Source organism: Sphaerotilus sp. (assembly GCF_034519685.1).
GTDB lineage: Bacteria > Pseudomonadota > Gammaproteobacteria > Burkholderiales > Burkholderiaceae_C > Sphaerotilus.
Genome location: NZ_JAXHOF010000003.1, coordinates 1,324,702 through 1,336,406, shown reverse-complemented (window position 1 = coordinate 1,336,406; position 11,705 = coordinate 1,324,702). Strand labels below are relative to the sequence as shown.

Below are 11,705 nucleotides of genomic sequence, written 5' to 3'. Positions count from 1 at the left end.
CATGGCAACCGATACCCACATCAAGTTCGACGGCGTCGATGGCGAAGCCACCCACAAGGACCACAAGGGGCAGATCGAAGTGCTGTCCTGGAGCTGGGGCGCGGCCAACGGCTCGGCGCTGTCGGGCGGCGGCTCCGGCAAGGGCAAGGGCGAAGGCCATCCCTTCCAGTTCGTGCACACCTACGACAAGGCCTCGCCGGTCCTGGCCAAGCACTGCGCCCAGGGCAAGCACTTCGCCACCGTCGTCGTGGTCGCCCGCAAGTCCGGCGAAGGCCAGAAGGACTTCTTCAAGATCACGATGAAGGAAGTCCTCATCAACCACATCGCCCCGGCCGGCTCGTCGGGCGGCGACATCACCGAGTCGGTGTCCATGACCTACAAGGACATCGAGTTTTCCTACAAGCCACAGGACGACAAGGGCGCGCTGGGCGGCGAGGTGAAGTTCGGCTGGAACCTGGCGACGACCGAGACGCGCTGAACTGCGCGGCGACACCGTGACCACCGACACCTACCTCCACCTCCAGACCAGGCGCGCCGGCAAGGTCAAGGGCGAGTGCATCACGCCCGGCCACGAGGACGACATCACCGTGCGCGCGTGGTCGTGGGGCGTGTCGGCGCCGACGGCGATGGGCTCGGTGCAGGCCACGGCGCGCCGCTCGTACAAGAACCTCACCTTTCTCAAGGGCACCGACACCGCCAGCACCGCGCTGCTGAGCGCGCTGGCCACCAACGACGAGGTGAAGGAAGCGCGGCTGACGATGCGCAAGGCCGGCGAGGGGCAGCAGGACTTCTTCCGCATGACGCTGAAGAACGCCCGCATCACCAACGTGGACCTGGACAGCATCGAGGATGGCGACGTGGTCGAGCGCATCACGGTCGCCTTCACCAAGGTCGAGATCGAGTACACGCCCCAGCAACGCACCGGTCAGCGCGGCGCGGGCTATGTCTTCACCGATGAAGTCTGAACCATGACCGCACCTTCCTCTGCCGAACAACTGCTCGTCCAAGGCGACCTCTCCGCCGCGCTGATGTCCCTGCAGCAGCAGGTGCGCAAGCAGCCCGGCGATGTGCGGCTGCGCACCTTCCTGTTCCAGTTGCTGGCCGTGCAGCAGCAGTGGGAGCGGGCCGGCAACCAGCTCAAGGTCTGCGGCGACCTCGACGCCAGCACGCTGGCGATGGTCAACACCTACCGCGAGGCACTGCAGTGCGAGGTGGTGCGCCAGGCGGTGATGACCGGGCGCGCCACGCCGATGGTGTTCGGCGAGCCGGCGTCGTGGATGGGGCTGCTGATCGAGGCGCTGGCGGCCGATGCGCGTGGCGATGGGGCGGCGGCCGCGGTGCTGCGGGCGCGGGCGCTCGACGAGGCGCCCGCCACCGCCGGCACGCTCAACGGCGAGCCCTTCGACTGGATCGCCGACGCCGATTCGCGGCTCGGCCCGGTGCTGGAGGTGGTGCTGCGCGGGCGCTATGGCTGGCTGCCACTGTCGCAGGTGCGCCGGGTCGTGGTGGAACCGCCGACGGACCTGCGCGACCTGGTGTGGATGCCGGCGCACCTGTTCCTGCCGAACGGCGGCGAGTCGGTGGCGCTGATCCCGACGCGCTACGCCGGTCCCGACCTGGGCGTCTACCTTGACACCGCACACAACGACGCGCTGGAGCTGGCGCGCCGCACCGACTGGCATGCACTGGCGCCCGAGCACGCGCCGGAGCACTACCGCGGGGTGGGGCAGCGGGTGCTGACCAGCAGCGGGCCGGAGCTGGGCCTGCTCGACGTGCGCGAACTCGTGCTGCAGCCGACCGAGACGGCGGGGCACTGAGCGCCATGGCCACGCAGATCCAGGACAGGCTGCAGCCGGCCCTGCTGGATCGGCTGATCGACCACGAGCGCGCGGTGCGCACCGACGCCGATGCGGCGCGGGTGATGAACAAGGGCCAGATGCGCGGCGCTGTGCTGCGCGACCTGGCATGGCTGCTCAACGCCGTGCAGCCGCTGTCGACCGAGGACGCGCGCCAGCACCCGCAGGCGGCGCAGTCGGTGCTGAACTTCGGCCTGCCCCCGATGGCCGGGCAGCTTGCGTCGCGGGTGGATGTGCCGACGCTGGAGCGGCTGATGCGCCAGGCGATCCTGCGCTTCGAGCCGCGCATCCTGCCGGGCACGCTGACGGTGAAGGCGCTCGAATTCAGCTCGGTGCTGGACACGCACAACATCATCGAGTTCGAGATCCGCGGCCACCTGTGGGCGCAGCCGGTGCCGATGGAGCTGCTGCTGCGCACGCGGCTGGACCTGGAGGCCGGGCAGATCGAGGTGCGCGAGACCGGGCGCAGCGTGCTGGCGGCGACACCGAGCGGAGCCGCGGGTGCGGCGAGCACCGGAGGGCGCGCCTGATGGACCCGGGCCTGCTGCGCCGCTACAACGAGGAGCTGGCCCACCTGCGCGAGGTCGGCGCCGAGTTCGCCCGCGAGTTCCCGAAGATCGCTGGCCGGCTGACGATGGACGGCGTCGAGGTGGCCGATCCTTATGTGGAGCGGCTGCTCGAAGGCTTCGCCTTCATGGCGGCCCGCATCCAGCTCAAGATCGACAGCGAATACCCGCGCCTCGTCGGCCACCTGCTGGAGACGGTGTGCCCGAACTTCGTGGCGCCGGTGCCGAGCATGGCGGTGGTGCGGATGCAGCCGGACCTGCTCGACCCGGCGCTGACCAAAGGGTTTGCGGTGCCGCGGGGCACGGCGCTGCACAGCGAGGCCGCGCGCGGCCAGAACACCCGCTGCGAGTTCCGCACCGCGCACGCGGTGACGCTGTGGCCGCTGGAGATCGCGGCGGTGCAGTACTTCACCCACGCGCCCGACCTGCCGGTGAACCGGCTGCCGGTCGGGCGGCAGGTGCGCGGCGGGCTGCGCATCCGGCTGCGCAGCCACGGCGTGGCGCTCAACCAGTTGCCGCTGGACACGCTGGCGTTCTACCTGAGCGCGGCGGACGAGACGGCGCTGCGCCTGCACGAGCTGGTGACGGGGCAGGCGCTGGGGAGCTGGGTCGTGGGCGGGGCGGCGCCGGCCGGACCGGCGCAGCCCCCGGTCGATCCGCGGCGGCAGTGGCGCGGCGCGGCCTCGGTGCGGGCGCTCGGCTTCGGCGACGACGAGGCGCTGTTGCCTGAGACGCTGCGCGGGTTCTCGGGCCACCGGCTGCTGCAGGAATACGCCGCCTTGCCGCAGCGGCTGCTGTTCTTCGCGCTGGACGAGCTGCGCGCACGGCTGGCGCCGGTGCGCGGGAACGAGGCGGAGCTGGTGGTGCTGTTCGGTCGGGGCGATCCCACGCTGGAGGCGGTGGTCGACCGGGAGGCGCTGGCGCTGTTCTGCACGCCCGCGATCAACCTGTTCCGCAAGCGCCTTGACCGCATCGCCATCACGCCAGGCACCTGGGAACACCACGTCGTGCCCGACCGGACCCGGCCGATGGACTTCGAGGTCCACGCACTCGACAGCGTCACCGGCCACGGCAGCGGCGCGCAGGCGCAGCAGACCTTCCTGCCGCTCTACGCCGCCTTCCACACCGAGGAGGCGCGCCACGACGCCTACTACACCGTGCGCCGCGAGCCGCGGGTCTGGTCCGAGCGCCAGCGCCAGCAGGGGCCGCGCACGGCGTTTGTCGGCACCGAGTGTTTCCTGTCGCTGGTCGATGCACAGCAGGCGCCGCACGCCGCCGACCTGCGCCAGCTCTCGGTGACGGCGTGGGTGACCAACCGCGACCTGCCGGTGCTGCTGCCCGGCGCGGTGCAGACGGCGCAGACGGTGTCGGGCGTTGGCGGCGCGGACGCGGCCGGGCGGGCGGGGCGCTGGACGCTGGAGGTGCCGGGGCCGGTGCAGCGGGTCGAGACGCTGCGCGGGCCGACGCGCCCGGTGCAGCGCCTGCCGCGCGGTCACATCGGCTGGTCGCTGGTCAGCCTGCTGAGCCTGGACCACCTGACGATCGCGGGCGAGGATCCGCGGCGCGCGGCGGCGGCGCTGCGCAGCCTGCTGCTGCTGTTCGGCAACGAGGCTGACACGGGCTGGCGGCGCTGGGTCGAGGGGCTGCTGACGGTCGAGGCACGGGCGGTGACGCGGCGGCTGCCGTTCTCGGGGCCGCTGACCTTCGGCAGCGGGGTGGCGGTGACGGTGGAGGTGGACGAACTGGCGTTCCAGGGCGGCAGCGCGTTTCTCTTCGGCAGCGTGCTGGAGCGCTTCTTCGCCCGCCACGCCGCGATCAACAGCTTCACCGAAACCACGCTGCGCTCGACCACCCGGGGCGAGCTGATGCGCTGGCCGCCGCGCTGTGGTGTGGCGCCACTGCTGTGAGCGCCGACCCGCACACGGCCGACACGCAGGCGCTGTGGACCGCGCTGGCGAGCGAGCCGTGGGCGCACGATTTTTTCCACACGCTGCGCCGGCTGGAGGCGCTGCACCCGGCCGCGCCCCGGCTGGGCGAGGCGCTGCGCCCCGGCGTCGAGCCGGTGCGGCTGGGGCAGGACATCGAGCTGGACTTTGCGCCGGCCGCGCTGTCGTCGCTGGAGCAGGGGGCGGGGCCGATGCCGCGGCTGGGCGTGCGCTTCTTCGGCTTGTTCGGACCGATGGGGCCGATGCCGCTGCACCTGACTGAGTTCGTGCGCGAGCGGCTGCGCCAGCACAACGACCCGACGCTGGCCCGTTTTGCGGATGTGTTCCACCACCGGGCGCTGCTGCTGTTCTACCGCGCCTGGGCACAGGCGCAGCCGGTGGTGCAGCGCGACCGGCCGGGCGACGACGATTTCGCGCGCTGGTCGGGTGCTTTCATCGGGCTGGGCTCTCCGGCGCGGGTGTCCGCCGCCGAGCATGTTCCCGACGACGCCCGCCGCCACCACATCGCCCACCTGATGCGCGGCCCGCGCAACGCCGAGGGGCTGGAGAAGCTGCTGGCCAGCCATTTCCGCGTGCCAGTGCGCGTGCTGCCGCACATCGGCCACTGGATGGCGCTGCGCCGCGAGGACCGCACGCGGCTGGTGTCGGTCTGGGAGGCTGGTCACCGGAACCGGCTCGGCGTCGATGTCGTCGCTGGCAGCCGCGTCTGGGACCGGCAATACCGCTTCCGCATCCGCCTCGGACCGCTGTCGCTGGTGGACTACGAACGCTTCCTGCCGGGGGCGTCGGCGCTGCTGGCGCTGCGCGAGTGGGTGCGGCAATTTGTCGGGCGCTCGCTGGTGTGGGATGTGCAGCCGGTGCTGCGCGGCGCCGAGGTGCCCGCGCTGCGGCTCGGCACGCGCCACGGCGGCCACCGCACGCGGCTCGGCCTGAGCACCTGGCTCGGCCGCCGCGGCCCGCACCCGGACCGGGCCGACCGGCTGGTCCAACCTGAACGATCCACGGGAGATCCGCATGTCTGAAATCAGCCGCGCCGCCCTGTTCGGCAAGCTCCACCCCATGGCCTACCAGGCGATCGAGGGTGCGTTCGTGTTCTGCAAGCTGCGGGGCAATCCGTATGTGGAGTTGGAGCACTGGCTGGCGCAGTTGCTCAACGCGCAGGACAGCGACCTGCACCGCATCCTGCGCCACTTCGGCCTCGACACCGGCCGGCTGGCCTCGGACCTGACCACCGCGCTGGACCGCCTGCCGCGTGGCGCCACCACCATCTCCGACATTGCCGAGTCGGTGCCGGACGCGGTCGAGCGCGCCTGGGTCTACACGACGCTGAAGTTCGGCGCGGCACAGATCCGCACGGGCCACCTGCTGTTCGGCCTGCTCAAGACGGACCGCCTGTTCCAGCGCCTGCAGAAGATCAGCCGCCAGTTCGACCGCGTGGACGCCAACGTCCTCGGCCGTGACTTTGCGCAGATCGTCGCCGGCTCGCCCGAGGAGGCCACGGGCGCGGCGCAGACCCCCGACGCCGCGCCGGGCGAGGCCAGCGGCGCCATCGCCCCGGCCGCGATGGGCAAGCAGGAGGCGCTGAAGAAGTACGCCGTCAACCTGACCGAGAAGGCCCGCGCGGGCGAGCTGGACCCGGTGACCGGCCGCGACGAGGAGATCCGCCAGATCGTCGACATCCTGATGCGCCGCCGCCAGAACAACCCGATCCTCACCGGCGAGGCCGGCGTGGGCAAGACGGCGGTGGTCGAGGGTTTCGCGCAGCGGCTGGTGCAGGGCGACGTGCCGCCGCAGTTGAAGGAGGTGGAGCTTCACGTGCTCGACATCGGGCTGCTGCAGGCGGGCGCCAGCATGAAAGGCGAGTTCGAGAGCCGGCTGCGCAGCGTGATCGACGAGGTGCAGGCGTCGGCCAAGCCGATCATCCTGTTCATCGACGAGGCGCACACGCTGATCGGCGCCGGCGGCGCGGCGGGTACGGGCGACGCGGCCAACCTGCTCAAGCCCGCGCTGGCCCGCGGCAAGCTGCGCACCATCGCTGCGACCACCTGGGCCGAGTACAAGAAGCACATCGAGAAGGATCCCGCGCTGACCCGGCGCTTCCAGGTCGTGCAGGTGCCCGAGCCGGACGAGGCCCGGGCGGTCCACATGCTGCGCGGCGTGGCGACGGTGCTGGAGAAACACCACCGTGTGGTGCTGCTCGACGAGGCGATCGAGGCGGCGGTCCGGCTGTCCCACCGCTACATCCCGGCGCGGCAGTTGCCGGACAAGGCGGTGAGCCTGCTGGACACGGCGTGTGCGCGGGTGGCGGTGAGCCTGCACGCGACGCCGCCCGCGCTGGAGGACAGCCAGCGCCGGCTGGAGGCGCTGACGGTGGAGCGCGGTCTGATCGAGCGCGAGGTGGCGATTGGCGTGGTGGTCGCGGACCGGCAGGCGCGGGTCGAGGCGGCGATCGCGGCCGAAGAGGTCCGGCAGGCCGAGCTGAAGACCCGCTTCGACCACGAGAAGGCGCTGGTCGATCGGCTGCTGGCGCTGCGCGCCCGCCTGCGCGCACAACCCGGTGATGTGCAGACCGACCCGCCCGCGCCGCTGACCGACGCCGAGCGCGCCGACGCGCTGGCCGAGTTGCAGGCGCTGCAGGCCGAACTTGCCGCGCACCAGGGCGACGCGCCGCTGATCCTGCCGACCGTGGACGAGCAGGCGGTGGCGGCGGTGGTGCAGGACTGGACCGGCATCCCCGTGGGCCGCATGGTCAAGAACGAGGTGCAGGCGGTGCTCGAACTCGCCGACACGCTCAACCAGCGTGTGATTGGCCAGAAACACGCGCTGGAGATGATCGCCCGGCGCATCCAGACCTCGCGCGCCCGGCTCGACAACCCGAACAAGCCGATCGGCGTCTTCCTGCTCGCCGGCACCTCCGGCGTGGGCAAGACCGAGACGGCGCTGGCGCTGGCCGAGTCGCTCTACGGCGGCGAGCAGAACGTCATCACCATCAACATGAGCGAGTTCCAGGAGGCGCACACCGTCTCCACGCTCAAGGGCGCGCCCCCGGGTTACGTCGGCTATGGCGAAGGGGGCGTGCTGACCGAGGCGGTGCGGCGGCGGCCGTACAGCGTGGTGCTGCTCGACGAGGTGGAGAAGGCCCACCCGGACGTGCACGAACTCTTCTTCCAGGTCTTCGACAAGGGCTGGATGGAGGACGGGGAGGGGCGCGACATCGACTTCCGCAACACCATCATCCTGCTGACCAGCAACGTCGGCAGCGACCTCATCATGGGCCTGTGCAGCGACCCGGACCTGATGCCCGAGCCCGAGGCCATCGCGCAGGCGCTGCGCGCGCCGCTGCTCAAGGTCTTCCCGGCGGCGCTGCTGGGGCGGCTGGTGACGATTCCCTACTACCCGCTGTCCGACGAGATGATGGGCCAGATCGTGCGGCTGCAGCTCGGCCGCATCCGCAAGCGCATCGCGGCCAACCACGGCATCCCGTTCGAGTATGGCGACGACGTGGTGCAGCTGGTCGTGGCGCGCTGCAGCGAAGCCGAGTCGGGCGGGCGGGTGATCGACGCGATCCTGACGAACACGGTGCTGCCGCGGATTTCGGTGGAGTACCTGACGCGGCTGACGCAGGGGCAGGCGCTGCAGGGGGTCCGGCTCAGCGTGGCGGACGGGGATTTTCAGTATTCGTTTGATTGATGAAGCGACAAAACGGAGGGTGCCATGTCCGATTTTTCCTGGCCGCTGGCTGAGAACATCATTCGCGGTTCAACCTTGGCCGAAAAGCGCAAGAACCTGTTCGGTGACAACGTCGGGCGCTACGCCATGGTGGCTGGCAAGCTGACCCCGCGGTGTCATCAGGGATGGGACTTCTCTGCGCTCACCGGGACACCGTGTTATGCGATCGCCGATGGCAAGGTGGTCCATGCCTTGCCGAAGAGCGGGGACTTCGGTGATTTGCTGATCATCGAACTGGTGCCGACCCTCGCGCCTTATCCGAAGCTCTACGCAGCGTATGCCCATCTGCGGCAATTCCATGTCAAGGTGGGTGATCGGGTGCGCCAGAACCAGTGTGTCGGCTTGACCGGTGACACGGGCAACGCCCGAGGCATGCCGGCCAGGGAGCAGCACCTGCATTTCGAGATTCGCACGCAAGCACTGCTCGGCAAGGGCATTGCCGGACGGATTGACCCGATCCGTGTGTTCGGTTTGTGCCCATTGCTCCAGCCTGTGCAGGAGCCCAAGCGCAGTGTGCTTGGCATGGACAGTCTTTTTGACCCGACGCCTTTCAGTCCTGTGCGATAGCGCGAGGGGTGACGGGGAGTCATGTCACCAGCGGTTGCACGTTGCCTTGCCGCCCGGTCAGGACGGTGCGTGATCGACGCTATCCTGACCGCCCCGTTGCGGTCGAATCGAGTTCATCCGCCTTGTTGGTTGACGCCGCCGCACGATGGATGCACGGAGCCTGCGCCTTGGAGTTCTGCGACGATTTCCACCTTGACCCTTTGACTGGCCCAGGCGAACCGATGTGCGTATGGAGCCGCGTGTCGCATGGCGGGCGTGTGGTGCTGCCCCGCACCGACGGCACCGACCTGATCGCGCAGATGCGCTGCCAGGGCGGGCACCTGCTGCTGCTCGGCTACGACGCACCGTTCGACGAAGCGCTGCACCTGGTCTATCTTGATGAGCAGGACCGACTGCGCGACGAGGTGCGGTTCAGCTTCGCACGGCCGGAGGGCATCGGCATCGTCACCGAACTGCGCCCGACGCCGGACGATGTGCTGACCTTCAACTTCTACGGTCGCTGGCGTGTGCAGGTCAGCCCGCAGGCCGGGCTCGGCGTCAGCCGCACGCCGCCGGGCGTGTACCGGCTGCCGGGCCGGCTGATCGGGCGGCATCACCTGAGGGTGGCGGCGCTGGTGGACTGAGGGTGGTGACGCTGGCGTTCACGGTCGAGTGACTTTGGTCGCTTTACCGCGGGGCAGGGGCGGCCGACGATGGCCCTGACGCCACGAAGCCGCCATGCCGAGCCCCCCACCGATCATTTTCAAGAGCCCGCTGCCCGCCACCGACCTGTTGTTCGAGTCGATGACGGCGACGTCCGGGCTGAGCGTGCTCGGCGAGGTGCAGCTCCACCTGCTCAGCGAGAAGCCGGACGTGGCGCCGGACGCGCTGCTGGGGCAGGTGGTGAGCGTGGAACTGACGCTGCGGGACGGGAGCTTGCGCCACTGGAGCGGCCACTGCACCCGCTTCGGCATGGGCGCGCCGAGCGGGCGGCACTACGGCTACGCGATGACGGTACGGCCGTGGCTGTGGTTCCTGACGCGCACCAGCGACTGCCGGATCTTCCAGGAGATGACGGTCCCGGACATCGTCAAGCAAGTCTTCGGCGACCACCCGGTGGCGAAGTTCGAGTTCAACCTGTACCGCACCTACCAGCCCTGGGTGTACTGCGTGCAGTACCGCGAGAGCGACTACAACTTCGTGGCGCGCCTACTGGAGCAGGAAGGCATCTACTGGCATTTCCGCCACGATGACGCCGGGCACACACTGGTGCTGGTGGACGCGGCCGGTGCGCATGATCCGGCACCGGGCACGGAACGGATCGACTACTACGACCAGCCGGACCAGGCGCCGCCGGACCATGACCACGTCACCGGCTGGCAGGTCACCCACGGCGTGCAGACCGGCAAGGTGGCGCTGACCGACTACGACTTCGAGCGGCCGTCGGCGAGCTTGCGGGTGAACGAGTCGCATGTGCGCGGCCACGAGCAGGCGGACCACGAGGTGTTCGACTACCCCGGCGAATACATCAAGGCGGTCGAGGGCGAGCAGTACGCCGAAACCCGGCTCGACGAGCACCAGACGCAGCACATCACCGTCACCGCCAGCACCAACGCACAGGGCCTGAAGGACGGCTGCCGCTTCACGTTGCAGCGCCATCCGCGCGATGACCAGAACACCGACTACCTCGTCGTCAGCACCCGCACACACGTTCACCTCGACGCCTACGAGTCCGGCAGCACCGGCGGCACGCAGGTGAAGAGCGAGTTCAGCGCCATCCCGCACGCGCAGCAGTTCCGCCCGCCGCGGGTGACCACTCGGCCATTCGTGCAGGGGCCACAGACCGCCGTGGTGGTCGGGCCGAGCGGCGAAGAGATCCACACCGACAAGTACGGCCGGGTGAAGGTGCAGTTCCACTGGGACCGCTACGGGCAGAAGAACGAGAAGAGTTCGTGCTGGGTGCGCGTCTCGCACCCGTGGGCGGGGAAGAACTTCGGCTCGATCCACATCCCGCGCATCGGGCAGGAGGTGGTGGTGAGCTTTCTGGAGGGCGATCCGGACCAGCCGCTGATCACGGGCCGGGTCTACAACGCGGAGCAGATGCCGCCGTGGGACTTGCCGGCGAACATGACGCAGTCGGGCATCCTGACGCGGTCAAGCAAGGGCGGCGGCTACGGCAACGCCAACGCGCTGCGCTTCGAGGACAAGAAGGGCGCGGAGCAGGTGTGGCTGCACGCCGAGAAGAACCAGGACATCGAGGTCGAGAACGACGAGACACACTGGGTCGGGCATGACCGCAGGAAGACGATCGACCACGACGAGACGGTGCATGTGAAGCACGACCGCACCGAGACCGTGGACAACAACGAGACCATCACCATCGGCGTGAACCGCCGGGAGCAGGTCGGCAGCCACGAGACCATCGCGATCGGCGCCAACCGCACCGAGACCGTGGGGGCGAACGAGTCGATCAGCATCGGCGCGAACCGCACGATCACGGTCGGCGCGAGCGAGACCGCCACCGTCGCGCTGCAGCGCACGCACACCGTGGGCATCAACGAGACCATCGCCATCGGTGCCGCGCAGGAAATCGCGATCGGCGCGGCCCAGGTGGTGGCGATCGGGGCGATGCAGAGCGTGACGGTCGGGGCCAGCCAGTCCACGGCGGTCGGCGCGAGCCAGTCGATCACCGTCGGCGCCAGCCAGAGCACCGACGTTGGCGCGGCGCAGTCCACCACGGTCGCCGCGGCCCAGACCACCAGCGTCGGCGCTGACCGCAGTGTCACCGTCGGCGGCGCCCAGAGCACCAGCGTCGCTAAGGCCCGCAGCACCAGCGTCGGCGAGGACGATGCGCTCACCGTCGGCAAGAACCTCGTCATCGACGCGGGCGACTCGGTGACGATCAAGACCGGCAGCGCCAGCATCACGATGAAGAAGGATGGGACGATCATCCTCAAGGGCAAGAACATCACGATCGACGGCTCGGGCAAGGTCAACGTCAAGGCGTCGAGCGACATCGTGATGAAGGGGTCGAAGATTCTTCAGAACTAGGTTCAGAACCG

The 11,705-nt window shown here is 69.8% G+C and carries 10 protein-coding genes; all 10 read left to right on the top strand.

Annotated features, from left to right (window positions below; genetic code table 11):
* The first annotated feature begins 1 nt into the window (after position 1).
* The 10 genes from U5O44_RS09900 to U5O44_RS09855 all read left to right on the top strand — a co-directional run bounded on the left by U5O44_RS09900 (position 2) and on the right by U5O44_RS09855 (position 11,694).
* Positions 2–478, top strand: a complete 477-nt coding sequence (locus U5O44_RS09900; RefSeq protein WP_322588262.1) for an Hcp family type VI secretion system effector — start codon at positions 2–4, stop codon at positions 476–478.
* Positions 479–494: 16 nt separating this feature from the next.
* Positions 495–965: an Hcp family type VI secretion system effector gene (locus U5O44_RS09895; protein WP_322588261.1), complete on the top strand. Its 471-nt coding sequence runs from the start codon at positions 495–497 to the stop codon at positions 963–965.
* A gap of 3 nt (positions 966–968) precedes the next feature.
* Positions 969–1,817, top strand: a complete 849-nt coding sequence (locus U5O44_RS09890; RefSeq protein ID WP_322588260.1) for a type VI secretion system accessory protein TagJ — start codon at positions 969–971, stop codon at positions 1,815–1,817.
* A gap of 5 nt (positions 1,818–1,822) precedes the next feature.
* The gene (tssE, locus tag U5O44_RS09885) at positions 1,823–2,386 is read left to right on the top strand and encodes a type VI secretion system baseplate subunit TssE (protein WP_322588259.1); all 564 of its coding nucleotides are present in this window, start codon (positions 1,823–1,825) and stop codon (positions 2,384–2,386) included.
* Positions 2,386–4,329 (top strand): type VI secretion system baseplate subunit TssF, encoded by a 1,944-nt coding sequence (gene tssF / locus U5O44_RS09880; RefSeq protein ID WP_322588258.1) that lies wholly within the window; start codon positions 2,386–2,388, stop codon positions 4,327–4,329. The genes tssE and tssF overlap by 1 nt, the downstream gene beginning before the upstream one ends.
* Positions 4,326–5,390 carry a type VI secretion system baseplate subunit TssG gene (tssG, locus tag U5O44_RS09875; RefSeq protein WP_322588257.1) on the top strand — a complete coding sequence of 355 codons (1,065 nt, stop codon included), beginning with the start codon at positions 4,326–4,328 and terminating at the stop codon, positions 5,388–5,390. The genes tssF and tssG overlap by 4 nt, the downstream gene beginning before the upstream one ends.
* Positions 5,383–8,058: a type VI secretion system ATPase TssH gene (gene tssH / locus U5O44_RS09870; protein WP_322588256.1), complete on the top strand. Its 2,676-nt coding sequence runs from the start codon at positions 5,383–5,385 to the stop codon at positions 8,056–8,058. Before tssG ends, tssH begins: the two co-directional genes overlap by 8 nt.
* Positions 8,059–8,082: 24 nt before the next feature.
* Positions 8,083–8,664 carry a M23 family metallopeptidase gene (locus U5O44_RS09865; protein WP_322588255.1) on the top strand — a complete coding sequence of 194 codons (582 nt, stop codon included), beginning with the start codon at positions 8,083–8,085 and terminating at the stop codon, positions 8,662–8,664.
* A 221-nt stretch (positions 8,665–8,885) separates the two neighbouring features.
* Positions 8,886–9,287, top strand: a complete 402-nt coding sequence (locus tag U5O44_RS09860) for a hypothetical protein (protein ID WP_322588254.1) — start codon at positions 8,886–8,888, stop codon at positions 9,285–9,287.
* A 94-nt stretch (positions 9,288–9,381) separates the two neighbouring features.
* Positions 9,382–11,694, top strand: a complete 2,313-nt coding sequence (locus U5O44_RS09855) for a type VI secretion system Vgr family protein (protein ID WP_322588253.1) — start codon at positions 9,382–9,384, stop codon at positions 11,692–11,694.
* The last annotated feature ends 11 nt before the right edge of the window (positions 11,695–11,705 follow it).

Excerpts from the sequence above, each read along its gene's own strand:
- U5O44_RS09860 (WP_322588254.1), top strand. The coding sequence starts at position 8,886 with ATGTGCGTATGGAGCCGCGTGTCGCATGGCGGGCGTGTGGTGCTGCCC.
- U5O44_RS09855 (WP_322588253.1), top strand. The coding sequence starts at position 9,382 with ATGCCGAGCCCCCCACCGATCATTTTCAAGAGCCCGCTGCCCGCCACC.
- tssF (WP_322588258.1), top strand. The coding sequence starts at position 2,386 with ATGGACCCGGGCCTGCTGCGCCGCTACAACGAGGAGCTGGCCCACCTG.
- tssH (WP_322588256.1), top strand. The coding sequence starts at position 5,383 with ATGTCTGAAATCAGCCGCGCCGCCCTGTTCGGCAAGCTCCACCCCATG.
- tssE (WP_322588259.1), top strand. The coding sequence starts at position 1,823 with ATGGCCACGCAGATCCAGGACAGGCTGCAGCCGGCCCTGCTGGATCGG.
- U5O44_RS09890 (WP_322588260.1), top strand. The coding sequence starts at position 969 with ATGACCGCACCTTCCTCTGCCGAACAACTGCTCGTCCAAGGCGACCTC.
- U5O44_RS09900 (WP_322588262.1), top strand. The coding sequence starts at position 2 with ATGGCAACCGATACCCACATCAAGTTCGACGGCGTCGATGGCGAAGCC.
- U5O44_RS09865 (WP_322588255.1), top strand. The coding sequence starts at position 8,083 with ATGTCCGATTTTTCCTGGCCGCTGGCTGAGAACATCATTCGCGGTTCA.